Below are 21,694 nucleotides of genomic sequence, written 5' to 3'. Positions count from 1 at the left end.
CCCCCCTACGCCCGCCTCAGGTGCTCGGGCCGGACCACGGCCTGCTTGATCTTGCCGCCGAAGCGCACGTCGACGAGGAACGAGCCGCCGCGCCGCCCGACGACGGTGCCCGTCATGCCGTGGAATCGGTGGTGTGGCCAGCCGCGCTGGACGCTCGAGTCGATCACGATCGTAACGCGGTCGCCGTCCTCGAACGTCTGGAAGGACCGCGTGATCGGGGAGAGCCCGCGCTCGCGGGGGCTGCGGCGGAACTTCTGCCGCGTCTTCTCCATGATCCCTTTCGAGGCCTTCACCATCGGTCTCACCGGTCGTCGTGGACGTCCAAGACGTCGAGCTCGATCACCTCGCAGGCGACCCCCAGCCGTTCCGCGAGGGACGGCGACGTCCTTCCGCGGTCCCCGTGGATCCACTCCTTGACGTAAGTCCCCGCCTCCGCCGTCACGCGGATCTCCGCGCGGTCTTCGTCGACCCGGACGACCTCCGCCGCCAGGATGCGTCGATGCCTCGTGGTATCCGCACGCCGGTGAACGACCCGTTCGGGGGTGCGCTGGGCGATCGGCTCGGCCACCAAAACTGGCACGGCCGTTTTAAGCTTTGCTTCCGCGACGGGAGGGACCATCCGGAAGAGGACGCGGTACGTCTTCGCCGCGCGGTCCTCTTTCAACGGGACGACGTCGGCGCCCCGCGCCGGGACGAGCTGGTCGACCTCGACGATGCCGGACGCGTTGATGCGGGCGACCGCGGACACGACATCGATGTGCCGGCGACGAGGCTCCTTGATCTCGAGGATGAACGGACGGCCGCGGCCGAGCATGAGCGCGTCGACATCCTCGCGGCCCATCCCGTGGAGCGCGTGGCCCGTTCCGCCGGACTCCCGCATGACCTCGGCGGCGATGGCCTCCTCAACGCTCGTCGGATACATCTTGCCGGTCCCGCCGCATCGCGCGCATCCCTTGCCCATGCACCGTCGGCACGGCCACCGGGTCTGCGGCACGCCCCGGACGACCTTCCGGTAGCGGCCGCGGAGATAGAGCGGGTTCACCTGCAAGTCCACGTGGTCGAACGCGGGGTCGAGGATCGCGACGATGTCGGGCGCGGCCACGTCCGGCTCCTTGTCGACCGCCTCGGAGACGCGCTTTCCGACTTCGCGATTCACTTCGGCCTTCAGCGGCTCCGCCGCGGAGAGCGCGAGGTCGGACCACAGCGACTCCTCGCGGGCCGAGGCTTCCCGATCGATCCGCGAGCCGACGCGGAACGTGTCGTACTCCCACGGCCCGAGCGTGCGGACGACGAACTCGGCGAGCCCGTCGTAGCGGGCCGTCAGCCCCGCGCACACCCAGCACGGCCCGTCCGCGCGGCCCGTGACGTCCCGGATCGCGCGGCCTCGCTCCTCGTTCGTGTGTCCATGGCCGACCTTGCCGAGGAGGCGACCGAGGCAGGCGTCGCACAGCGTCCGATCGCCGAGCTTCGACCAATCGACCAGGCGTGCGGCGGCGAGGACCTCGTCCACGGTCCTCCGCAAGCGTGGGGCGCCTTAAAGGCTCACGCCAGCAGGAACACGCTCACCGACAGGTTCAGGAGCACGAACGCCGTCAGCACGACGTACGTGCGGTCCCGCTCCTCCGCGAACGACAGGAAACTCAGCACCACGCGGGCCACGGGGGTGAAGATCATCAGCAGGATCCCGAGGTTCAGATAGCCCGCGGGGGTGAAGCGGACGAGTTGCGGGAGGAGGTTGCGCGCGGCGATCGAGTGCGACGGAATGTCTCCCCCGCCGAGGCTTTCCAGGATGAAAGCGAACACGATGAACGCCACCGAGACGACGACGCCGCCCCGGAGGACGTGATAGATGAGGCGGTTGATGTCCTCGACTTCCGCGACGACCGCGCGGCGCAGCGCGGCAATCCGATTCTGGACCATCTTCAGGCCGACGCGCGGGTACATCATAGCGTCATCTCGATCCCCGCCGCCCGGATGGCCATGAAGATACCGATCGCCGCGAGGAAGACCGAAAACACGAACCGGACCCGCTGCGCCTTCGACCGCACGAGGACCCGGGTGCCGAGGTTCGAGCCGCTGAAGACGCCGACGATCACCATCGCCGCGTAACTCGGGTTCACCCAACCCTGGGAGTAGTAGATGAACGCACTCGCCGCGGCCGTGACCCCGATCATGAAGTTGCTCGTCGCCACCGCGGCCTTCATCGGCACGCGCATGAGCATGTTCATCGCGGGCACCTTGATGAAGCCGCCTCCGACGCCGAGGAGGCCGGAGAACAGGCCGGCCGTCGCGCTGACGCCGAAGCCCGCGCCCGGACGGTCGACGCGGTAGCGGTAGACGCCCTGGTCTTCCTGATCGAAGTACACGCTCCCGAGGTTCAGGCGAGTCGAGAGCGGGGACTCTTCGCCCGCCTGGTACGCCCGGTCCTTCGCCGTCTCGGGGGTGCGCGCCATCGCCCCTGCGGCGTACAGCACGACGACCCCGAACACGCCGAAGAGGTACGGGCCCGGGAGCAGAAGTCCGGCGACCGCACCGACGATCGCCCCGAGCGTGGTCGCGACCTCGAGGAACATCGCGAGCCGCAAGTTCGTCAGGTGGTCCCGCACGTATACGGACGCAGCGCCCGACGATGTGGCGATGACGCCAATCAGACTCGTCGCGATTGCGACCTTGATGTCGATCCCCAGGACGAGCGTCATGAAGGGGATCAGGAAGACGCCGCCGCCGATGCCGAGGAACGACCCCCCGATCCCCGCGAGGAACGCGAAGAGGGCGAGGAGGAGCAGCACGTCGATCGGCGACACGCGGCGACGGCTAAAGGGAAGGATGATAAATGTCTTTCTCGCCAAGCGTCATCGCGACAAGACGATCTCGATGCTGCTCACGCTCGTCGCGCGGCCTTCCTCCGACGTCACCTTCTCCGTCGCGATGCGCACATCGCGGACCTTCGCCTCCGGGACGAAGCGGCCACGGACGATCTCCGCGACGTCGACCGCGCGAGAGATCGACCGACCCCGGGCCTTCACCACGACATCCCGCGAGCCGCCGTTGAAGTAAGTGACGACGGCGAGGACGTAGTTCATCGTCGGCTTCTTGCCGATGTAGACGATGTCGGACTCGGCCAACGAAGGCCCCCCGGGGGCGAGCCGCCATCCGGAAGCCGCGTATTAATCCTCTGCAGCCCGGGCCGGATGCGAAAGGTTTTAGATTCCATCCCGCATGGAGACGGCGAGTGCATGGCACGCGACCGCGACTCCGGTTTCCACTCGGCGGCGGGCCTCATCCGCTACTTCGACCAAGAGGACGAGAAGGCGCTGAAGATCCCGCCGTGGGTCGTCGTCGTCTTGTGCATCGGCCTCTCGGCGCTCGTCCTGCTCGTCACGTACCGGTGGCCGATTTCCTGAAGCGCCGCCCCGCGACCCAAGGCTTTTGACGCGCCGGCCCTTGGCTCCGGGCGCCGTTCCGCCGCCTGACGCGCTAGCGGTATTGCCCGCACGACGGACAGTACCAGCGCTGGTACTCCGGGTACCAGGTCATCGGACCGCCGCAGACGGGACAAGCCGCCTGCGGGGCGACCGGGTACGGGACGTATCCGTAGGGCATCGCGCCTCCGACGGGATGGTTCCCCCGCACGACGAGGTAGACAACTACGACGATCGCGAAGCCGATGAATCCGCCGAAGAACGAGGCGAGGATGAGCAGGACGATCCACACGGTCGCGTCCATCCCACGGCTCTGCGCGTCCCCGTGCAACCAGAGGGCGGCGACGATGACGGCCAGGAGCGTGGCGAAACAGACGCCGATGAGGATGACCAGAAGTTCGGTTCCGACGATTTGCAGGACGGCGACCACGGATCTCGACGGAGGCCGCACCTCCGTGGGCCTACTTCATGTTTCTGGACGGGCGGTCGCTCTGGACGCGGCCTACGCCTTCGATCGGGTCGACTTGCGCGACGTGCTGTCCGTGTTCGCCCCGCTCACCGGCGTATTGCTGACGCTATCCTTGTAGCCGCAGTGCTCGCACTCGATCCACACCCGGACGGACAGGTACTGCCAGTTCCAGGTGAGCTTGCCGCAATTCGGGCAGACTTCCGGGTGGGGAGGCCGCATCACGAACCGGGCGATGAGGCCTCCGGATTTGAAGTTGTTGGGCTCCGTGCCTCGATCAATACGGCCGAACGGCGAGCGCCACGGTCGCGTGCACCCGCACCCCGCGTCGCTCGGCATCGACTTCGACCGTGTCGCCGAACGCCCGCTCCCGTAACGCCTCGACGAGGTCCGCGATCCCGCTCAGGGGCCGGCCGCCGAGGGACGTGATCACGTCGCCGACCTGCAGTCCCGCGACGTCCGCGGGCGATTTCGCGTTCACCTCGGCGAGGAACACGCCGGTCCGGGCCGTGATCCCGTAGTACGCCGCGAGGCGTCGGTTCACGTCGTATCCGGCGATGCCGAGCCATGCCCGCTGGACGTGCCCGTGCTCGAGGATCTGGCGGGCGACGTCGAGCGCCGCGTTGATCGGGATCGCGAAGCCGATGCCTTCCGCGTAGGGGATCGTCGCGGTGTTGATCGCGACCACGCGACCCTGCAGGTCCACGAGGGGCCCGCCGCTGTTCCCAGGGTTCACGGCCGCATCCGTCTGGATCACCGGCAAGCCGTCGCCCGGCCATCGCGTCAGGTTCCGGCGGAGGGAGCTGATCACGCCCGACGTCACTGTGGGGCCGCCGGGCAATCCGAGCGGGTTTCCGATCGCGAGCACCGGCTGGCCGACCTTGATTTCGTCCGAGTTCGCGAAGTCCGCGCGACGGAAGTCCTTCCCGTCGACGCGCACGACCGCGACGTCCGTCTCCTCGTCACCGCCGACGACTGTCCCGCTGAGGACGCGCCCGTCGGTGAAGGCGACGATGACCTTGTCCGCGCCGTCGATCACGTGGTGCGTCGTGAGGATGTGGCCCTTCTCGTCGAGGATCACGCCCGACCCGATCCCGCGGCGCGGCCACGGCCCGAACGGCGGCCCATAGGGGCCTCGTGCCGTGCTGACGTTGACCGTGCTCTCGCCCGCTCGCTCCACCGCCTGGATGTACGCATTCTGGAGATCTGCCAACATGGGGCCTCCCATCGCGACGGCGGCGTATGTTGAGCGACTTCCCGGCGCTATGGTCACACGTCACTCGCGTTGGCGGAACACATGCCGGTCGAGGCCCGCGGGTGCGATGTAGAACGGGATGAGGAGCGCGTAGAGCGCGATGCTGACCACCGTGTTCACGGGCGAGAACGCGATGGCGATGACGCACACGGCCGGCGCGATCGCGATGCGATGTTTCGCGGCCCGGATCAGGGAATCCGGGGTCGAGGGCGGGACGAGCCGCCGTCCCGAGGTCGCGTACCACCAGTGCAGGTACCCCGCCCCGCCGATGAGGATGAGCACGAGCCCGTACACCTGGACCGCCGCGGGCGCGCTCCAATATCGGCTCATCAGGGAGGTCGAGAAAGGCACGAACGCCACGAGCATGAGGAAGAGGATGTTGATCCAAAGCAGCGGACGGTCCGCGTTGTGGATCACGCGGAACTGGGCGTGGTGGGCGACCCAGTAGATGCCGAGGACCACGAAGCTAATCGCGTAAATGAGGAAGCGAGGCAAGAGCGCGACGAGTTCGCCCGGGAGGACGACGGCCGGATCCTCCATCGGCAGGACCTCGGGCACGGTGAGGTTGAACGCCAAGAGCGTCATCGCGATCGCGAACACGCCGTCCGCGAGGGTCTCGATCCGCGCCGGACTCATCGTCGGCTGCGTCGGAGGAGGGCCGCTCGACGACAGGGTGCATCGCCCCTAGGCCCAGAACGCCTCGAACGCCGCCAGATCGTCGATGAAGAGCCGCGCCTCGAGGATCCGCCCTTTCTCGATCCGCATCAGAAGGAGGTAGCTGCCCTCGAACGCGCGATCGTCCCGGTTCGCCGTCGCGGTCGCGAGGGCCACCGCGTGCATGTCGCTCGCGAGGATGTCGACGAGCTCCGCGCGGAACGTGCCGCCGCTGAGCTCCGCGAGCTTCTGGAAGTATGCGAAAATCGCCGCATGGCCCCGGTGTTCGCCGGAAATCGGCGAGGAACCCGGCACGTACCACACCGCGTCCTCGGCGATCAGCTTCTTGAGCCGCTCGTTGTCCTTCTTGTCGAACGCGTCGTAGAGGTGGTTGACCAGCGTCGCGTTCGGGTGCTCGAACATGGATCGCCTCCGTCACCCGCGACCGAACCGCCGAATGCCGGCATCCCCGAAAGACCCTTCCATTAGGCCCGGCCGCACGTTCTCGAACATCGCGAGCTCGTTCCCGCTCGGGTCCTTGAACAGGTGGCACGGGCCGGGAGGAATCTCGAACGAGCGCCCCTCGGACTTCCAGCCACGCGAACGCAAGTCCTTCGCGGTCGCCTTGAGGTCCCCGACGTCAAAGATCGGGAGGACGGACGGCGCGTGGCGGTGGTCCGCGAGGATGTACTGCGGCCCGTCGCACAGCCGCACCGAGGCGACCTTCGCGCCGAACTCGTGGTAGTTCCAGAGGAGCTTCGCCCCGAGAACCTTCGTGTAGTAGTCGAGATCGCGATCGAGGTCGGCGGTCCCGACGTACAGGTACGCGAGCTTGCCCAGCGGGCCGGCCATCGCCTCGGGGACAAGTCGGCGGGGGCGATGAGCCTTGCGGGCGTGGGAGCAGAATTTATCACACGCGACGGGCTCGCCCTCCGCATGGCCAAGCCCGTCGAACCCGAGGATCTCGCCGCCTACGCGATGCTCTCCGAACCGAGCCTCGCGCCGGACGGGACGTTCGCGGCGATCTCCGTGCACCGCGCCCTGCTGGACAAGGACGAGTACGAGGGCAACATCTGGATCGTCCCGCTCGACGGGACGGCCCCGGGGCAGCTCACGACGGCCGGCAAGGATGGCGCCCCGAAGATCTCCCCCGACGGGAAGCGGATCTTGTTCACGTCGAAGCGGGAGATGGGGAAAGACGACAAGGGGAACGCGCTCTACCTAATCCCGACAGACGGCGGCGAGGCGACCCTCTTGCTCCGGCGCGAAGAGGGCATTGAAGGCGCCGCGTGGTCGCCGGACGGGAAGCGGGTGCTCTTCTTGTCGAACGTCGGCGAAGACGACGAGGATGTCCGTACGATCCGCCGCATCAACTTCTGGTTCAACGACAAAGGCTTCATCTACAATCTCCGCAAGCACGCCTTCATCCTGACCCTCGCCACGAAGGCCGTCAAGCAGGTGACGAAGGGGGAGTTCGACGTCACGAAGGCGGCGTGGTCGCACGACGGGAAGCGCGTCGCGTACGTCGCCCAGATGGAAGACGTGCGGCCGTACCTCCAAGACGTATTCGTGCTCGATGTGGCCTCGCGGAAGACGATCCCTTTGACGAAACATACGATGGAGATCGCGAGCGTGGGCTGGTCCCCGGACGACCGGCGGCTCGTGTTCCGGGGAGACGACCTGCCGCGCGGATTCGCCTCGCACGAACACCTGTGGGTCGTCGACGCAAAAGGGGGAGCGCCGGAGCGCCTCGAGTCGATGGACCGGAACCTGTCGAACGCGCTGAACTGCGACGTCCGCATGGGCGGCATGAGCCCGGATCCGAAGTGGGTCGGCGACCGCATCTACTTCGTCGCGGCGGAGGGCGGCGGCGTGCATCTTTGCTCGCTCGACGTCGCGGATCGCCGCGTGAACCGCCTAGTCGGCGGCGAACGGTGCGTCGAGGCATTTCAGGTGAACGACGGCGCCCTGATCTTCACCGGGATGGAATCGATGTCGCTCCCCGAACTGTACCGATTCGACGGGGAGCCGCGCAAGGTGACGTCGTTCAACGATGAGGCGCGGTCCAATCTGGCGATCCGGAAGCCGGAGCACTTCACCTTCCGCGCGAGCGACGGGGTCGACGTCGAAGGTTGGATCCTCTGGCCGTCGAAGCGGGGCAAGGTCCCTACCATCCTCTACGTACACGGCGGGCCGAAGACCGCATTCGGCTACAGCTACCTCCACGAATTCCAGGTGTTCGCCGCCAGGGGGTACGCGGTCCTCTTCACGAATCCGCGGGGGAGCGACGGATACACAGAGGCGTTCGCGGACCTCCGCAAGCACTACGGCGAACGGGATTACCAGGATCTCATGGAGGCCGTCGATTACGCGATCGCTCATTATCCGTTCGTCGATGCGAAGCGGCTCGCGGTCGCTGGCGGCTCGTACGGTGGGTTCATGACGAACTGGGTCGTGACCCACACAGACCGGTTCAAGGCCGCAGTCACGGACCGCTCGATCTCGAGCTGGTGGACGTTCTGGGGGACGAGCGACATCGGGCCGTACTTCGGTCGCGACCAGACCGGGGTTGACCCGTGGGACGACGAGGAGACGACGCTGGCGAAGTCGCCGCTCCGCTACGTCAGGAACGTCACGACACCCCTCCTCCTCGTCCATTCGTTCGAAGACCTTCGCTGCTGGCACGTCGAGGCGATCCAGTTCTTCACCGCCCTGAAGTACTACGGCAAAGAGGCCGAGATGGTCCTGTTCCCGAAAGAGAATCACGATCTCTCGCGCGCGGGGAAGCCGAAGCACCGAATCGCCCGGCTGAAGGCGTACCTGCGTTGGTTCGACACGCACCTGAAGTAGGCGAGCGCCGCAGTCGCGGCCCCGAGTCTGCCAGACCGGTCCACTCTCGCACCGGAGCGCCCAGGGCAGGATTTGAACCTGCGAGGGGTAACCCAGCGGTTTTCGAGACCGCCGCCCTACCGGGCTTAGGCGACCGTTCGGCTGATCCGGACTCAGATTCGCAACGGAGCCGCCCCCATTCCTCGAAAGCAACCCGGTTTTTGGGGACGCTCCCCGCCGTGAAACTACTCTCGTCCGTCCTTGTTGTCCTCTGGCCGAGGGGCTCCTTCCACCCCGGATTCGTCCTCGGAGGCTTCCGGGAGCAGGGCACGATGGGCCCTGCCCAGAAGGCGTGTGGCGACATAGAAGACGATGAACAAAATCACTAGTACGAGTAGCGTGCCGCAGAAAGCACGTCCTGGGCCCGAATTCAGCCAATTCAGAAAATTCCCCCAATCAGTTTGGAAAGCCTGCCAGGAAGTTGGCATATGTATGACGCGGAGCGCGATGGAGGAGCCCGCGCCTAAAGCTTCCTGCCATCAGACAAGCAAACGAAGGCGCGGGGCCTAGCCTGTATGCGGGGCAGGGGCGCCACTTAGTGCAGGTCGTAACGCTAATACGGAAATTGGCACCAGGTCTATGGGTGAAGCGCCCAGGGCAGGATTTGAACCTGCGAGGGGTAACCCAGCGGTTTTCGAGACCGCCGCCCTACCGGGCTAGGCGACCTGGGCAGTCGTTCATCCGGAAAACGATGCTTCGGATAAGCGTTCCGACCAGGAGGCGAAGGAAGGAACGCTTAAGACCGGCGCCGCCCTCGGTCCGCGTCGTGCAAATCGTCGCCGAGCTCGTTCCCCGCCGAACGGAGGTCGCCGTGGCCTTGGAGTCGGATGCGACCGGCGAGGATCTCCTGAAGGCTCTGCGGCTGCCGCCGGACGCGCACCTTCTCGTCCGAGGCGACATCCCAATCCCGATCGATGAACCGCTCCGCGATGGGGAGCGGATCTGCGTGATCGGAGTCGTTTCGGGCGGATGAATTCCTATGCACGCGACACTCGTCCTCCTGCGTCATGGCGAAATCGTGCGCCCTCTCGGCACATCCAATTTCGACCGAGCTCCCCTGTCCGATCGAGGCCGCCGACAGATCGAGGATCTCGTGGCGGCATGGCCCACCGCACCGCCCACTCGGGTCTATACGAGCCCCTTGCGCCGGAGCATCGAGACCGCGATCGTCCTCTCCGAATCGTTCCACATTCCGATCCTCAAGCGGCCGTGTCTCAAGGAATGGGCTCCGGACGAATCCGGGATCTCGCAACCGGAGTTCAAGGCCCTCGAGACCCGCGCATGGGCGGACCTCGATTACTTGCCGCCCTCGAAAGAATCCCTCGGCATGGCCGTGACCCGCGCGAGGACGTGCCTCGAGTCGATCGGCTCGGACAACCCCGGCCGCGTCGTCGCGGTATCAGGTCACGGCACTCTCTTCTCCCTCGTCCTCTCGGAACTCAAGGGCGACCGCCCGTCGGAGACCTACAAGGACTCGATCGGGTTCGGGTCCGCGGCGATCATCGAAGCCGGCTCCGGCCTACGGCTCGTCCGGGATTTCACACGACTCAGCGCTGCGGCTCCGTGACCTGCACTCGATGCCAAACCCTTTAAGGAGGCACCTCTCTCAGCGGAACCCGCATGCCCTCCGATGAGGACGAGATGCTCCAAGCGATGGGCTTGCAGCGCATCGATGACCTCTTCGCGGACATCCCCGCCGCCGTCCGCATCCCGAAGATCGATCTTCCGGACGGCCTCCCGGAACTGACCGTCGTCCGGCACGTGACCTCCCTCCTGTCCGCGAACCGCACGATGGCCGAGATGCCGACGTTCCTCGGCGGCGGCCTGTACGACCACTTCGTCCCCGCGAGCGTCCGCGCGATCACGTCGCGGTCCGAGTTCTACACCGCGTACACGCCGTACCAGCCCGAGCTGAGCCAAGGCCTCCTTCAGGCGCTCTGGGAGTACCAGAGCCTGATTTGCGAACTCACCGGGATGGACGCCGCGAACACCTCGATGTACGACGCGTCGACCGCGCTCGGGGAAGCGGCGCGGATGGCGCACCGCATCCACGGCGGCAACGTGTTCCTCGTGCCGCGGGCATTGCGCCACAACCGCAAGGCCGTCCTCGCGAACTACCTGAACGGCACGGGCGTCGAGGCGCGCGAGGTCGACTACGACCGGGGGACGGGCATGCTCGACCTCACGAAGCTGGAGGCGGCGCTCTCCCCCGCCGTGTGCGGCGTATACGTGGAGAATCCGAACTTCCTCGGGCGATTCGAGGAGCAGCTCGCGGAGATCCGCGCCCTCACCGGAGCCGTATTCGTCGTCGGCGTCAATCCGATCGCGCAAGCGGTCGTTCGGCCTCCGGGAGACTTCGGCGCGGACATCGTGATCGGAGAAGGCCAGTCCCTCGGCACCGCGGTGAATTGCGGCGGTCCCCTCCTCGGAATCTTCGCGTGCCGGCAGGAGCACGTGCGGAAGATGCCGGGCCGGGTGATCGGCCTCACGCGCGACGTGAAAGGCCACCGCGCGTTCTGCATGACTCTCCAGACGCGGGAGCAGCACATCCGACGAGAGAAGGCGATGTCGAACATCTGCACGAACGAGTCGCTCTTGGCCGTCGCGGCAGCGGCGTTCGTAGCGGTCCAAGGTTCGAACGGCCTGCGACGGCTCGCGGCGGAGAACATCCGCCGGGCGAAGGAGCTCGCCGCGTCGATCGACAAGATCTCGGGCTTCACCGCGCCGGTGTTCAACGGGGCGCACTTCAACGAATTCGTCGTGCGGTACAAGGGGGACTACTCGGCCGTCCACCGGGGCCTCTTGGCCCGTGGCGTCCATGGCGGGCTGTCGCTCGCCCGGCAACTCCCCGAGCTGAGCGACTCCGCGCTGTTCGCGACGACGGAACGGCAAAAGGCGGACGACGTAAACCGCCTGCTCCAGGCCCTGGAGGCGGTCGCGTGAGCTTCCGGCAAGCCTACTGGGACGAGCCCCTCCTCCTCGAGAAGCGGTCCGCCCCGGACGATCGGGTCGACGTCGCCGACCTGGTCCCGCCGAACCTCCGCCGAGAGCGGCTCGGGATTCCGAACCTCCCCGAACATGAGGTCGTGCGGCATTACACCCGGTTGTCGCAGATGAACTTCGGGATCGACACGGGCTTCTATCCGCTCGGTTCGTGCACGATGAAGTTCAACCCGAAGTTCACGGAAGAGCTCGCGGCCCTCCCGGCCGTCGCGCGGATGCACCCGGACCAAGACGAGGCGACGATGCAGGGGGCGCTCCGCCTCCTCTACGAGCTGCAGGACATGCTCGCGCGGATCGCAGGCATGGACGCGGTCACGCTCCAACCGGCGGCCGGCGCGCAAGGCGAGTACACGGGCCTCCTCCTCGCGCAGGCGTACCACCGAGACCGCGGGGAGGAGCGGCATCAAGTCATCCTGCCGGACACGGCGCACGGGACGAACTTCGCATCGGCCGGCATGCTCGGCTTCGAGATCGTTGAAATCCCCTCGAAGGACGGCCGCGTCGACCTGAAGGCGCTCGAGGCCGCTGCGGGTGAGAAGACGCTCGCGTTCATGCTCACGAACCCGAACACGCTTGGCATTTTCGAGGACCGCGTCCTCGACATCGCAGAGGTCGTGCACGACGCGGGCGGGCTCTTGTACTACGACGGAGCGAACTTCAACGCGATCCTCGGCCGGACTTCCCCGGGGAAGATGAACTTCGACATCGTGCACTTCAACCTCCACAAGACGTTCACGACGCCGCACGGCGGCGGCGGACCCGGCGCCGGGCCCGTCGGGGTGCGCGGCCCGCTCGAGCCATTCCTCCCGGTGCCGGTCATCGGCCTCGACGGGCGCGGCTACCATCTGAACTACGACCGTCCGAAGTCGATCGGGAAGGTCCGCGCATGGTACGGTAACTTCGCCCTTCTCGTGCGCGCGTACGCGTACATCCTGCGGATGGGCGCCGACGGATTGCGGGAGGTCTCGGACCACGCGGTCCTGAACGCGAACTACGTGCGGCACCGGCTGCAAGGCGTGCTCGACGTGCCGTTCGGCGGGCTGCGGAAGCACGAGTTCGTCGCGAGCGCCGCGAAGCTCGCGTCGCGCGGCGTGCGGACCGTCGACCTCGCGAAACGGCTCATGGACTTCGGATACCACCCGCCGACCGTCTACTTCCCGCACCTCGTCGAGGAGGCGTTGATGATCGAGCCCACGGAGACGGAGACGATGGAGACGCTCGACGGCTTCGTCGACGCGCTCACGAAGATCGTCGGCGAGAGCCCCGAGACCCTGCACGGCGCGCCGCACAACACGTCGGTGGCGCGCGTCGATGAGGTGCAGGCGGCCCGCGATCCGATCCTCAGCTGGCGGACCGCGAAGGCCCGCGGGTCGACGTGACTAGAGTGCGAGGTCGTCGCGGTCCAGGCTGCTCAGCAGGACGTACGCCCAGTCGAGCTTCCGCTGCTTCATCCGGCGGTCCGTGTCCTTCGCGTTGGGACGCTCGAAGTCGAACCCGACGAGGTGGATCCGCCGGGCGCCGAAATGGTCCGCCAGGAAGACCCCCCGGTCGCCGTCCGTGAAGCCGCCGAAGTTGCGGAGCCCGCCGGCGGGCCGCGACTGCGTGGTCGCCACCGTCGGGCCGGAGAAACGGGGGGCCCATTCCCGCACGGCGGGCCCGTTGTCCCCATGGCCGTGCACGACCGCGACGGTCCCCTCCTGGTTCGCCTTCACCTGGTCCGAGACGGTCCCGTCGAGGTCCGTGACGAGGACGGACGGGAGCCTTCCCGACGCGAGCGCGACCGAAGTGGCCTCGTCCGCGGCCACGAGGACCCCCTGGGCGTCGGCGATTTCGTCCTCGACGTTCGGGCCGTTCCCGGCGACCGTCACCTCCTTGCCCCGAATCAGGCGCCGCAGATCGGCGTCCGCCGCGCGCGTCCCCGTCAAGATCCGGTCCAGCTCGGCCGCGACGGCCTCGTCGGCGTCCCGGGAAAAGCCGAAGTCCTTCAAGATCTGGACGTAAAACGGCTCCCACGCCTCGAAGTCCATCGGAACCCCGGCGGCGCTAACCGTCCTCAGGTCGATCTTTCCGTTCCTCGCGGCTCCGGTACGAGAGACCCGTCACCGCGACCAGGAATACGGCGAGCCCGATGCTCAAGTAGATCAGGGGGAGCGAGGCGGCGGGGTTGTACCCGGCTAAGATTGTCTGCAGGATCTGGGTCATCCCCAGGACGAGGAGGCCCATCGCGACGAACGAGACCGCGACGGCGAGCGCGTGACCCGGCGCCCGGCGCCGCTTCAGGTAGGCGTCGATCACCTTCCCGCCTTCGAAAGCCAGCGCGCCGATGACGAAGAACCAGACCGACCCGAAGACGAACGAGAGGAACCTCGCCACGTACGACGTCTCGCCCGAGCGACTCGCGAGATCGGCGCCGAAGAACACGCCCACGAGGATCAAGATGAGCGCGGACACGTTGAAGAAAATCGCCAGTTCTCCGGAGGCGACGGAATCCCGCACGCGCTGGTAGTAGTGACCGCCCTTCTCGAAGACATCCCGGAAGCTGCTGACGGGCAACGAGATCACGATCAGGTAGAAGCCGGCCAGGAGCAGCGCCAAGCCCCCCGCCGCGGTGGGCCACGCCAAGTAGATCGCCCCGAACAAGAGCAGGACGAAGCCCAGCGGGGCGACGATCTTCCGTCGCACCCTCGGATTCTTCAGTTGCCGCCCGAGCGTGTAGTAGAGCGACTCCGCCGTGGGCGTCTGCCGCACGTACACGCGACGCACGTGGTCGACCCGGATCCGGGAGCTGATGATCGGGGCGAACGCCTCGTCCTCCGCACCGTCGGACACGAGGAACACGCGCTCCGGGCGGAGGTCCCGGAGGATCTGATCGAGCTGCCGCGTCAGCTCGATATCCGACACCGTGCCGACGTGCACATCGCCGCAGATCGTCGCGATCTCGGCGTCCGGATTCTCCCTCCAGTAACCGTCGAAAATCGAAATCGCACTGAAGAGCGCGTTGACGTCGGAATCCTCCGGGTCGGCGATCGCGAGCCGCATGGCCGCGGCCAAGTTCGCATCGCGCCCGACGATCGGACCCCGGAGCCCCGTCTTCGCCCCGATGTCGTCGTCTCGATCCACGCAGAGGACGAGCGTCTTCATGGACGCCTTGCTTACCCGTCCCTTGATATATCAAACTTGTCGGACGATTGTTGTCACAAAGCCCGGTGGTCACAAGGGCAGATAGTCTACTCATCCACGAGGATAGGCGACGCATTCCGACTCCATACCCGCGGACCGCCGCCCTTGCACCGGAAGCCAATGTGGTGGCAGCTCCGTCCGGATTCTCACATCCGCCGACCTCTCCCCGATACGACCATAGAGGCGGCCAACGAAGGCCACCATCCGCGAACGTGACAGAATCTCAGACGATCAGGAACCCGTGAGCTAGAACAACCCGAGGCCTTCCTCGATTCGCCCGAGCTCAATCGGCGTGGTCCGGGAGCCGACGACCGCACCGTGCGCGTTCGCGACCATGGACGCGCCGACCTGCGCCGCGCCGTAGTTCGCCGTCGTGATGTGCACGGGGACTTGGAGCGTCGACTTGAGGAGTTCGAGCTCGCCAGGTCGCGCATGCGGATGGCATAGGACGCCCTTGTTCGTCGCGACGGCAACCGAGCCGACCGTCTTGATCCCGGCGATCGTCCCGCGTACGACCGGCACGCCGAGCGACTTGTGGATGAATGCGACCGCTTCGTCGTCATAGTTCGGATGCACGACGGCGCCGTGGTCGTTGGACAGGATGTTGTTGCCCACCGCGCTCAGCCGGTGCGGGAGCGGATACACGGCGTCCCCGATCGCATCGAGCTCGGCCTCTTCGATGAATGGGGAGGCGAGGATCCCCTTCGAGTTCATCGCGACGAGCGAACCAACGACGGTCGAGTGGGCGACGGACGTGACGACGTGCGTCGTCTGGAGCGCCTCGTCCATGCGGCGGATCGCGGACTTCGGGACGTCGGGGGCGACCAGGAGCAGCTCGTCGTTCGCCGCGCAGAAAACTCCGATGTAGGGGTTCCCTGCGATGTCGAGCCGGCGGAGCAAATAGGTCCCTCAATCCTCCGGCAGACTCACGACGGCGGACCCGTCCTCGAATTTGATCGCCTTGATGCGGATGCGGCGCGGCGGGTGCTCGCGGCCCCGCTTCCATAGGTATTCGTTCAGCACGTCGTCGATGAAGATGCGGTCCGGCTTGAGGTGCCGCTGCACGTGCTCCCGGATCGCCTTGATCGCCCGGGGCGTGCGCTTCGTCCGGGAGGCCGCCCAGGCGGCCCTGAGGGGCACGACCATGATGCGTTCCTCTTCCTGCTCCGCCATGGCTCACGCCTTCAGCTTGTTGCGGCGCCACGAGCGGCGCTTCGGATGCCGCGTGAAGTTCCGCTTCGTCCGCTGGATCACCCATGCGGGCACGCGACGGTTCGCCTTCACCTTTTTCAGGAGCCGCAGCTTCTTTGCGTACGGCTTGTTGCGGGCCATCGTCAGCGCCTCTCGATCTTGATGTCCCGCTTCCGCGGGATCACGCGCTCCAGGATCTGCCGCAACGTCGCGTCGTCGATCGCGCGCTGCACGCGTCCGCTCTGGGCGAGCGCGATGAGCTGGTTCTCGATGCTCTCCTTCAGCTCCGGATAGGCGAGCTCGATGCGGCCGAGTCGCTCCCGTGCCTCCGGCGTCAGGATCTGCCGCATGATCTGCTGTCGCTGGGCCTGGATCTGGTCCCGGTACTGCTGGTCCGCCGCGGCTTGGACCTGGGCCTGCTGCAGTTCCTGCAGCTTCCTCCGGCGGATCGCCTCGAGCTCGTCGTCGTCCAACGACATCGATCAGGGCCCTCCGGCGTACTTCGCCAGCTCCGGCATCGTCACGGCGAGCTCCTTCAGGATCTCGTGGGACAAGGCGTCGAGGAGTTTCCGGCCCTGGGGGCTGATCGAGCGGCCCCGCTTGTCCGTCTTCGCGAGCAGGCCCATCGACTCGAGCTGCTGCATCGCCTCCCGTGCGATCGACCGCGACCCGCGCCGCGGATGGTAGGGGGCGGAGCCATCGTCCCGGCGCCCGCCGAACTCCGCCGCGAGGCGCGTCGTGCCGACGGGCCCTCGGAGGTAGACTTTTCGGAGGACCGCCGCGACTCGCCGATACCACCAGTCGCTCTGGGTCGGCGCCTTCTCCGTATGCACCCCCGTGCGGGCGAACGCGGCCCACTCCGGCGGCTTGATCTTGCCCTCCTTCTGCAGGTGGTCCTTCAGCCGCTCAATCAAGAGGGCGGGAGGCACGTCGTAGGCGGTCGTCATCGTCGACACTCGGTGAATTCGGGCTTCATAAATCGAGGTCGTATATGAAGGCTTGGGGCGGGGAATTGTCGCATAGCATCATTGCCGCACTCGGTCGCAAGGTCTTGAATGCGTTCCCACCGTGGCACGAGAGCGAAGCTCGGTCCGTCTTGTGGTGCAGCTTGATTGTGAGCCGTTTTCCCTCGCCGCGAAACGACCGAAACCATTGAGTACACCGCGTCGCGATACACTCCGGAGGAGGAGATGCAGCCTTCTGGACCTTCGGAGCCACCTTATGAGCCACCGTACGAACAACCGCCGCCGCCCGACGTCCCACGAGCGCCGCTGAGGCCGAGCCACATTGCTCGCTACGTCGTAATTGCCATAGTTGCTGTTGTCATCGTGGGATTGGCTTGGGGATTCGGAATCCCGCTCGCACAGCAATCTGCAGCCACGCCCAAGATCACCTTGACTGACGCCGCATACACACAGTCGGGCTGCGGCCTCTTCGGTCCATATTACTACACATTCAGGTGGACATTCACTCTGGTCAACACGGGCAATGCAAATGGCTTCGCTAGCGTGATGTTTTACGTGAACGGCGATTCCGCGGGAAAGAATCAGTATTTCGTACCGTTGGGTTCTCAAATTACGAGAAGCAGCTCGGTGAACGGGCCCGACCACGGCGGATGGCCCTGCCCGAGCACGGACAGGTCGAACCTCACAATCACGTCCGTTACCAAGGCGTAACAGCAGCATGGCCCTGTGTGGCAACCGGCCCGCATTAACGGAGGAAGGGTCCCTCCAGGGACGCCGAGACCTTTCTGACTGGTTAACGTCACTCTGCCAAGACTCGGAGCTCCGGCATGCTATGGGGAGCGAACGACGGCGAAACCACTCCGCTTCCATGGCTTGCAATACGAATTCTCGCTCACACGAAGGTTGCGTGCTCCCACCGGAGGAAACTACCGGGAGGCCGGAGACGGGTTCGGCAGGCGTCGGCGGCGCTGCGTGGAGAGAAAGCGCCGCATCTCCGTGGTTGGCTCGAAACCTTCCTTCCGGTAAATCGGCTCGCCGAACCGAGACGCGTGGAGGAGCATCACGTCGATTCCCCGCGCTTTCGCCCAGCGGACGGCGGCGCGGACGACCCGTGTCGCGTGCCCTCGGCCGCGGTGGCTCGGCTCAGTGAACATCGATAAGAGATACGCGGCGCGGGTGCCTTTCCAGAGCGGTCTCGGCTGGACCGCCATGATCCACACGCAGCCGCTCGCCACCGCCACGCCATCCTGCTCGACGATGAAAGCAACGAGCCGCCCGGAACGGATGCGCGCCCGGGCCCAGCGTCGGTACACGCGGTCTGCGGCGTCGAGATCGCGCACGGACAGGTCGGCGACCGCCTCCCACATCCCGCGCCGATGGCGGACGAGGAGGTCCAAGTCCTTCAGGGTCGCGCGACGGACGCGCACGCGAGGCACGCCCGGAAATTCCTCCAGAGAAGTTACTCTTTTCGCCCCGCCGCCTACAGCCGCCTCCCGCGATGAAGATGACGCACCTGCCAAGGAACCGCTTCCTGGCCTCGTCGGCATGGCCGTACGGCGATAGCCCGGCGCGGAACCTTCATCCGCACGCCGAGCCTCTTCCGCCGGCGTGGGCCCGGAGTCCCGAATCCTGCTGGGCGTCACTGGAGCCTCCGGCGTCGTGTACGCCCGTCGACTAATCGAGGCCCTCGGCGACCGCGCGGACCTCATCGTGACGCGAGACGCGGAGGCCGTCATCGACGTCGAGGCGGGGCTCTCTGTCAAAGAGTTCGCCGCGGGCGCCCGGACGATCTATACCGGGGACGATCTCGCGGCCGGACCCGCGTCCGGATCGCATCCCTTCCGTGCCCTCGTCGTCGTCCCATGCAGCGGCACGACCCTCGCGAAAATCGCCACGGGCATCGCGGACAACCTCGTGACGCGGGCCGCGGCCGTCGCGATGAAGGAGCGGAGGACGCTCATCCTCGTGCCGAGGGAGACGCCGCTCGGCGCCGTGACGCTGGAGAACATGCTCAAACTCGCGCGCCTCGGCGTCGTGATCCTCCCTGCCTCTCCGGGGTTCTACGGCAAGCCGAAGCGGATCGACGACCTCGTCGACTTCGTCGTCGCGCGGATCCTCGACCACCTCGGGGTCGAGCACGGCTTGGGTCCGCGTTGGGGCGGCCCGCCGGACGTCTGAATCACATCTGGGCCGAGAGGTCCATGTACTCGTCGAACTCCGCGCGAAGCCGCCGGAGGTCCGGGTCCGGGAGAAGGCCGGGCGAGACGCGCGCGACCACCGTGACCCCGTGCACGAACGCCATGTCGTTGGCCTTTCGGAGGAAGCGGATCACGTCGCCCAGAGACGCGTCCGAGACGATCTGATCCAGGCCGTCGTACAGGATGACACCACCCTTGCCCTGCCGCGCGAGCGGTAGGATCGCCCGCAGCCCGGCGGGATCGAGCTTGTGCGGATCGATTGCGTTCGGCGCCTGCGAGGAGACCTGCAAGAACTGCACGTCCTCGCCGCCGAACTCGAGCCGGAGCCGGTCCGGGGCCGCAGGCGAGAAGCAGAGGGACGGCTTGCCGCCCTGCGTCAGGTCGTGCATCCACGCGAACGCGATCGCGGGATTGTTCGCGACGATCAGGTACCGCTTGCCCGTGTCCAGGTGGCGGAGGCGGCCGCCGCAGTGCTCGCATGTGACCGCGCGGGGATCGGCGCCCTCCGGGATCACCTGCAGCTCGCCGCACGACTCGCACCGCATCGAGACGACCTTCTTCTCCCGGACGACCTCGAGGGCGATCGGTTTTCGGCAGTTCGCGCAACGCATCAGGCCGGCAGCACAGCTGAGGTGGTACACCGCGCCGCACGTGCAGTTGTACGTCTTGTCGCCTTCCCGCACCTCGCGCAGACAGTGCGTGCAGTGGGCGAACACGGCCACCGGTTCGGGCGAGGGCGGGACCTCTTCTCGCCCCTCGAGGATGGGTGGAGCGCCAACCACGGGAGGCGGCGCCTCCTCGAGTCTCTGCCGGTAGTACGCCCGCGTGCCGAATCCGACGAGCAAGGCGAGGGTCAAGGAGAGGAACCAGTATGCGGGCCCCGAGACGAAGGTGCGAAGGCCGACCACTCCCAGGGCCGTCGGGACGAAGTAGAAGAGGATCAGCACACCGATCGCGACGCGGCCGATGTTGTGCAGCCATTTCACCCTGTGCACCGCCGGCCGAAAAACGCTCGGATGGGACTCGCGGTACCGGTGGTAGGCGCCGTTCTGGAGACGCGAGATGGCGTGCGACGCCACGAGCATGACTCCGAACAGGACTTGCGGGTTCTCGGTGAGGTCGAGGGTGCGGAAGCGAATTGAGTCGGGAGCCGGGGCGCTCGCGTCCCACGCCGACGTGTAGTACAGGATCTCGCCCCCGGGCGTTCGGATGAGCTGAGTGCCGCCGGAGACGAGTGCGGGATCGGAGAAGCTGAGCGTGCCGACCAGGTAGTGCGAATCCGTCTCGACGACTTCGCCCTCGTAGTCGGCCGGCGCGTGCAAGGCGAAATCTCGGATGAAGAAGCCCGGCCCGCTCCCCGTCCCGTCGGAAGTGAAGTTCAGGCGGAGCCGTACGCGCTGCCCGAGGTACGCGTCCAGGTCCACGGTCGCGTTCGTCCATGAGCCGACAGGCGTCGACGGCAGATCGAACGATGGCCCGAACGACAGGTTCGTCCATATCGTCAAGGAAGGCTCCTGCGCGATCTGCAGATGCAGCCGGTCGTTCGGGTCCGCGACCTGGCCCGTGTAGTTGAACGTCACCCACGCGTGAGATGCGAACCGTAGATCGAACGGCTCGTAGAACGACGAAGCGCGCGCGAGGGCGGGATCCGCGGTCGTCCGGGTGGCGGCGACGGTGTTGTTGTCGTACGCGCCGGTCGTGTCGTTGCCCGCCCACATCGCTTTCCTCCCGTCCGCGGTGGTATTGTTGTGCCAACCGCCTTCGTGCAAGAACGGCCAGACGTCCGGAAGAAAGCCCGACGGCGTCATCGTCGGCGACTGCTGTGCCTCATAGGAAAAGAAGGCATACGGAGCCTCCGCCAAGACCGGCGTCGGGAGCGGCACGCGTGCGTTCGCCGTGGTCGAATAGGCCTCGAAGAGAAAGCGGATGACGACATCGGCAGTGGAATTGAGATCCTCCCCCGCGAGGCCGGCGGTGCTCCGCCGGAAACCTGTGTCCCGATCGCTCGGATCGTCCTCCCGCAGATTGAAGCGACCGAGGTTCATGTACTGCACGGGTGTGCCGGGGAGCGTTGTCGCCGGGGGGCGTTCGAGCATCACCTCGAGGCGGTCCGTATAGACGAGTCCCTCCGCCGCGTCGAGCCGCCCGTCGCGGTTCGCGAGAATCGAGGCGCCGGACTCGGGGAAGCCACGCGGGACGATGTCGTACTCGTCGAACATGTGGATGAGCCTCGCGCGGAACTCCGCGGCCTTCGATCCCGTGAAGGTCCACGAGACGTGACCGCCGCCGCGCAAGTCCGAGGTCCCGAAGAGCTCGTAGTCCGTCGCGACGATCATCCGGCCCGCCGGATTCTGTCCGATCGACGGCCCGACGACGGCCCAGAACAGGAGGAGGGCGGCCCCGAGGGCCAAGCCGGCCGGTCGCACCGAGCCCATGGACCGCGACGGAAAGGTCCCGTCGGGATAAAGGCT

The 21,694-nt window shown here is 66.6% G+C and carries 27 protein-coding genes and 2 tRNA genes; 7 read left to right on the top strand and 22 right to left on the bottom strand.

Annotated elements, in window-relative coordinates; translation table 11 throughout:
• Nucleotides 1-5: 5 nt before the first annotated feature.
• Genes VF992_02605 through albA form a run of 5 tightly spaced genes read right to left on the bottom strand, consistent with a single transcriptional unit; the run spans nt 6 to nt 3,125 of the window.
• On the bottom strand, nt 6-296 hold the full coding sequence (locus VF992_02605) for a 50S ribosomal protein L21e (GenBank protein ID HEX9340048.1): 291 nt from the start codon (nt 294-296) through the stop codon (nt 6-8).
• A gap of 5 nt (nt 297-301) precedes the next feature.
• Entirely contained in the window at nt 302-1,510 is a 1,209-nt protein-coding gene (locus VF992_02600) for a tRNA pseudouridine(54/55) synthase Pus10 (GenBank protein ID HEX9340047.1), read from the bottom strand.
• Nucleotides 1,511-1,542: 32 nt separating this feature from the next.
• Complete coding sequence (locus VF992_02595; GenBank protein HEX9340046.1) at nt 1,543-1,947, bottom strand: DUF1634 domain-containing protein; 405 nt, start codon at nt 1,945-1,947, stop codon at nt 1,543-1,545.
• Nucleotides 1,944-2,804, bottom strand: a complete 861-nt coding sequence (locus VF992_02590) for a sulfite exporter TauE/SafE family protein (protein HEX9340045.1) — start codon at nt 2,802-2,804, stop codon at nt 1,944-1,946. The genes VF992_02595 and VF992_02590 overlap by 4 nt, the downstream gene beginning before the upstream one ends.
• 48 nt (nt 2,805-2,852) lie before the next feature.
• A complete protein-coding gene (albA, locus tag VF992_02585) occupies nt 2,853-3,125 on the bottom strand; it encodes a DNA-binding protein Alba (protein ID HEX9340044.1) in 273 nt (90 codons plus the stop codon).
• Between the two features lie 111 nt (nt 3,126-3,236).
• Between albA and VF992_02580 the strand changes: the two genes are divergently transcribed.
• Nucleotides 3,237-3,404: a preprotein translocase subunit Sec61beta gene (locus VF992_02580; GenBank protein ID HEX9340043.1), complete on the top strand. Its 168-nt coding sequence runs from the start codon at nt 3,237-3,239 to the stop codon at nt 3,402-3,404.
• Nucleotides 3,405-3,477: 73 nt separating this feature from the next.
• Here VF992_02580 and VF992_02575 read toward each other — a convergent pair whose 3' ends face one another.
• From VF992_02575 to VF992_02550, 6 genes are all read right to left on the bottom strand, one after another.
• Entirely contained in the window at nt 3,478-3,852 is a 375-nt protein-coding gene (locus VF992_02575; protein HEX9340042.1) for a hypothetical protein, read from the bottom strand.
• Between the two features lie 72 nt (nt 3,853-3,924).
• Nucleotides 3,925-4,113 (bottom strand): hypothetical protein, encoded by a 189-nt coding sequence (locus VF992_02570; GenBank protein HEX9340041.1) that lies wholly within the window; start codon nt 4,111-4,113, stop codon nt 3,925-3,927.
• 52 nt (nt 4,114-4,165) lie between these two features.
• The gene (locus VF992_02565) at nt 4,166-5,104 is read right to left on the bottom strand and encodes a trypsin-like peptidase domain-containing protein (GenBank protein ID HEX9340040.1); all 939 of its coding nucleotides are present in this window, start codon (nt 5,102-5,104) and stop codon (nt 4,166-4,168) included.
• A 60-nt stretch (nt 5,105-5,164) separates the two neighbouring features.
• Nucleotides 5,165-5,779, bottom strand: coding sequence for a TMEM175 family protein (locus tag VF992_02560; GenBank protein HEX9340039.1), 615 nt, complete (start codon nt 5,777-5,779; stop codon nt 5,165-5,167).
• A 48-nt stretch (nt 5,780-5,827) separates the two neighbouring features.
• Complete coding sequence (locus tag VF992_02555) at nt 5,828-6,220, bottom strand: nuclear transport factor 2 family protein (protein ID HEX9340038.1); 393 nt, start codon at nt 6,218-6,220, stop codon at nt 5,828-5,830.
• Between the two features lie 12 nt (nt 6,221-6,232).
• The gene (locus tag VF992_02550) at nt 6,233-6,649 is read right to left on the bottom strand and encodes a VOC family protein (protein HEX9340037.1); all 417 of its coding nucleotides are present in this window, start codon (nt 6,647-6,649) and stop codon (nt 6,233-6,235) included.
• Between the two features lie 84 nt (nt 6,650-6,733).
• On the opposite strand from VF992_02550, the gene VF992_02545 reads away from it, so the two are divergent.
• Nucleotides 6,734-8,647: a S9 family peptidase gene (locus VF992_02545; protein HEX9340036.1), complete on the top strand. Its 1,914-nt coding sequence runs from the start codon at nt 6,734-6,736 to the stop codon at nt 8,645-8,647.
• Nucleotides 8,648-8,704: 57 nt separating this feature from the next.
• Here VF992_02545 and VF992_02540 read toward each other — a convergent pair.
• Together VF992_02540 and VF992_02535 are read right to left on the bottom strand one after the other, a co-directional pair.
• A tRNA-Ser gene (locus VF992_02540) sits at nt 8,705-8,784 on the bottom strand.
• A 491-nt stretch (nt 8,785-9,275) separates the two neighbouring features.
• Nucleotides 9,276-9,357 (bottom strand) — tRNA-Ser (locus VF992_02535).
• Nucleotides 9,358-9,452: 95 nt separating this feature from the next.
• On the opposite strand from VF992_02535, the gene VF992_02530 reads away from it, so the two are divergent.
• From VF992_02530 to gcvPB, 4 genes are read left to right on the top strand one after another with little or no spacing between them, the layout of a single operon-like run.
• Nucleotides 9,453-9,659 (top strand): hypothetical protein, encoded by a 207-nt coding sequence (locus tag VF992_02530; protein HEX9340035.1) that lies wholly within the window; start codon nt 9,453-9,455, stop codon nt 9,657-9,659.
• Nucleotides 9,660-9,665: 6 nt separating this feature from the next.
• Entirely contained in the window at nt 9,666-10,253 is a 588-nt protein-coding gene (locus tag VF992_02525; GenBank protein HEX9340034.1) for a histidine phosphatase family protein, read from the top strand.
• Between the two features lie 53 nt (nt 10,254-10,306).
• Nucleotides 10,307-11,629, top strand: coding sequence for an aminomethyl-transferring glycine dehydrogenase subunit GcvPA (gene gcvPA / locus VF992_02520; GenBank protein ID HEX9340033.1), 1,323 nt, complete (start codon nt 10,307-10,309; stop codon nt 11,627-11,629).
• Nucleotides 11,626-13,068 (top strand): aminomethyl-transferring glycine dehydrogenase subunit GcvPB, encoded by a 1,443-nt coding sequence (gcvPB, locus tag VF992_02515; protein ID HEX9340032.1) that lies wholly within the window; start codon nt 11,626-11,628, stop codon nt 13,066-13,068. Before gcvPA ends, gcvPB begins: the two co-directional genes overlap by 4 nt.
• On the opposite strand, the gene VF992_02510 is transcribed toward gcvPB, so the two are convergent.
• The 8 genes from VF992_02510 to VF992_02475 form a co-directional block, all read right to left on the bottom strand.
• The gene (locus VF992_02510) at nt 13,069-13,716 is read right to left on the bottom strand and encodes a 6-hydroxymethylpterin diphosphokinase MptE-like protein (protein HEX9340031.1); all 648 of its coding nucleotides are present in this window, start codon (nt 13,714-13,716) and stop codon (nt 13,069-13,071) included. It abuts the gene before it with no gap.
• A gap of 16 nt (nt 13,717-13,732) precedes the next feature.
• Nucleotides 13,733-14,830, bottom strand: coding sequence for a DUF373 family protein (locus tag VF992_02505; protein HEX9340030.1), 1,098 nt, complete (start codon nt 14,828-14,830; stop codon nt 13,733-13,735).
• A 285-nt stretch (nt 14,831-15,115) separates the two neighbouring features.
• Nucleotides 15,116-15,769, bottom strand: coding sequence for a translation initiation factor IF-6 (locus VF992_02500; protein HEX9340029.1), 654 nt, complete (start codon nt 15,767-15,769; stop codon nt 15,116-15,118).
• 9 nt (nt 15,770-15,778) lie between these two features.
• On the bottom strand, nt 15,779-16,042 hold the full coding sequence (locus VF992_02495) for a 50S ribosomal protein L31e (GenBank protein ID HEX9340028.1): 264 nt from the start codon (nt 16,040-16,042) through the stop codon (nt 15,779-15,781).
• Between the two features lie 3 nt (nt 16,043-16,045).
• Nucleotides 16,046-16,201 (bottom strand): 50S ribosomal protein L39e, encoded by a 156-nt coding sequence (locus VF992_02490; GenBank protein ID HEX9340027.1) that lies wholly within the window; start codon nt 16,199-16,201, stop codon nt 16,046-16,048.
• A 2-nt stretch (nt 16,202-16,203) separates the two neighbouring features.
• Nucleotides 16,204-16,539, bottom strand: coding sequence for a DNA-binding protein (locus VF992_02485; protein ID HEX9340026.1), 336 nt, complete (start codon nt 16,537-16,539; stop codon nt 16,204-16,206).
• Nucleotides 16,540-16,542: 3 nt separating this feature from the next.
• Nucleotides 16,543-17,007 carry a 30S ribosomal protein S19e gene (locus tag VF992_02480; GenBank protein ID HEX9340025.1) on the bottom strand — a complete coding sequence of 155 codons (465 nt, stop codon included), beginning with the start codon at nt 17,005-17,007 and terminating at the stop codon, nt 16,543-16,545.
• A gap of 944 nt (nt 17,008-17,951) precedes the next feature.
• Entirely contained in the window at nt 17,952-18,452 is a 501-nt protein-coding gene (locus VF992_02475) for a GNAT family N-acetyltransferase (GenBank protein ID HEX9340024.1), read from the bottom strand.
• A 181-nt stretch (nt 18,453-18,633) separates the two neighbouring features.
• On the opposite strand from VF992_02475, the gene VF992_02470 reads away from it, so the two are divergent.
• Nucleotides 18,634-19,203, top strand: coding sequence for a UbiX family flavin prenyltransferase (locus VF992_02470; protein HEX9340023.1), 570 nt, complete (start codon nt 18,634-18,636; stop codon nt 19,201-19,203).
• A gap of 1 nt (nt 19,204) precedes the next feature.
• On the opposite strand, the gene VF992_02465 is transcribed toward VF992_02470, so the two are convergent.
• Nucleotides 19,205-21,658, bottom strand: a complete 2,454-nt coding sequence (locus VF992_02465; protein HEX9340022.1) for a DUF835 domain-containing protein — start codon at nt 21,656-21,658, stop codon at nt 19,205-19,207.
• Nucleotides 21,659-21,694 lie beyond the last annotated feature (36 nt).

It is taken from the genome of Thermoplasmata archaeon (assembly GCA_036395115.1).
GTDB lineage: Archaea > Thermoplasmatota > Thermoplasmata > RBG-16-68-12 > RBG-16-68-12 > RBG-16-68-12.
This window is presented reverse-complemented; position numbering and strand designations above follow the sequence as displayed.

Excerpts from the sequence above, each read along its gene's own strand:
- VF992_02490 (HEX9340027.1), bottom strand. The coding sequence starts at position 16,201 with ATGGCCCGCAACAAGCCGTACGCAAAGAAGCTGCGGCTCCTGAAAAAG.
- VF992_02565 (HEX9340040.1), bottom strand. The coding sequence starts at position 5,104 with ATGTTGGCAGATCTCCAGAATGCGTACATCCAGGCGGTGGAGCGAGCG.
- VF992_02545 (HEX9340036.1), top strand. The coding sequence starts at position 6,734 with ATGGCCAAGCCCGTCGAACCCGAGGATCTCGCCGCCTACGCGATGCTC.
- VF992_02525 (HEX9340034.1), top strand. The coding sequence starts at position 9,666 with ATGCACGCGACACTCGTCCTCCTGCGTCATGGCGAAATCGTGCGCCCT.
- VF992_02555 (HEX9340038.1), bottom strand. The coding sequence starts at position 6,220 with ATGTTCGAGCACCCGAACGCGACGCTGGTCAACCACCTCTACGACGCG.
- VF992_02605 (HEX9340048.1), bottom strand. The coding sequence starts at position 296 with ATGGTGAAGGCCTCGAAAGGGATCATGGAGAAGACGCGGCAGAAGTTC.
- VF992_02560 (HEX9340039.1), bottom strand. The coding sequence starts at position 5,779 with ATGAGTCCGGCGCGGATCGAGACCCTCGCGGACGGCGTGTTCGCGATC.
- VF992_02465 (HEX9340022.1), bottom strand. The coding sequence starts at position 21,658 with ATGGGCTCGGTGCGACCGGCCGGCTTGGCCCTCGGGGCCGCCCTCCTC.
- VF992_02580 (HEX9340043.1), top strand. The coding sequence starts at position 3,237 with ATGGCACGCGACCGCGACTCCGGTTTCCACTCGGCGGCGGGCCTCATC.
- VF992_02495 (HEX9340028.1), bottom strand. The coding sequence starts at position 16,042 with ATGGCGGAGCAGGAAGAGGAACGCATCATGGTCGTGCCCCTCAGGGCC.
- VF992_02550 (HEX9340037.1), bottom strand. The coding sequence starts at position 6,649 with ATGGCCGGCCCGCTGGGCAAGCTCGCGTACCTGTACGTCGGGACCGCC.
- gcvPA (HEX9340033.1), top strand. The coding sequence starts at position 10,307 with ATGCCCTCCGATGAGGACGAGATGCTCCAAGCGATGGGCTTGCAGCGC.
- VF992_02505 (HEX9340030.1), bottom strand. The coding sequence starts at position 14,830 with ATGAAGACGCTCGTCCTCTGCGTGGATCGAGACGACGACATCGGGGCG.
- VF992_02480 (HEX9340025.1), bottom strand. The coding sequence starts at position 17,007 with ATGACGACCGCCTACGACGTGCCTCCCGCCCTCTTGATTGAGCGGCTG.
- VF992_02510 (HEX9340031.1), bottom strand. The coding sequence starts at position 13,716 with ATGGACTTCGAGGCGTGGGAGCCGTTTTACGTCCAGATCTTGAAGGAC.
- VF992_02485 (HEX9340026.1), bottom strand. The coding sequence starts at position 16,539 with ATGTCGTTGGACGACGACGAGCTCGAGGCGATCCGCCGGAGGAAGCTG.
- VF992_02595 (HEX9340046.1), bottom strand. The coding sequence starts at position 1,947 with ATGATGTACCCGCGCGTCGGCCTGAAGATGGTCCAGAATCGGATTGCC.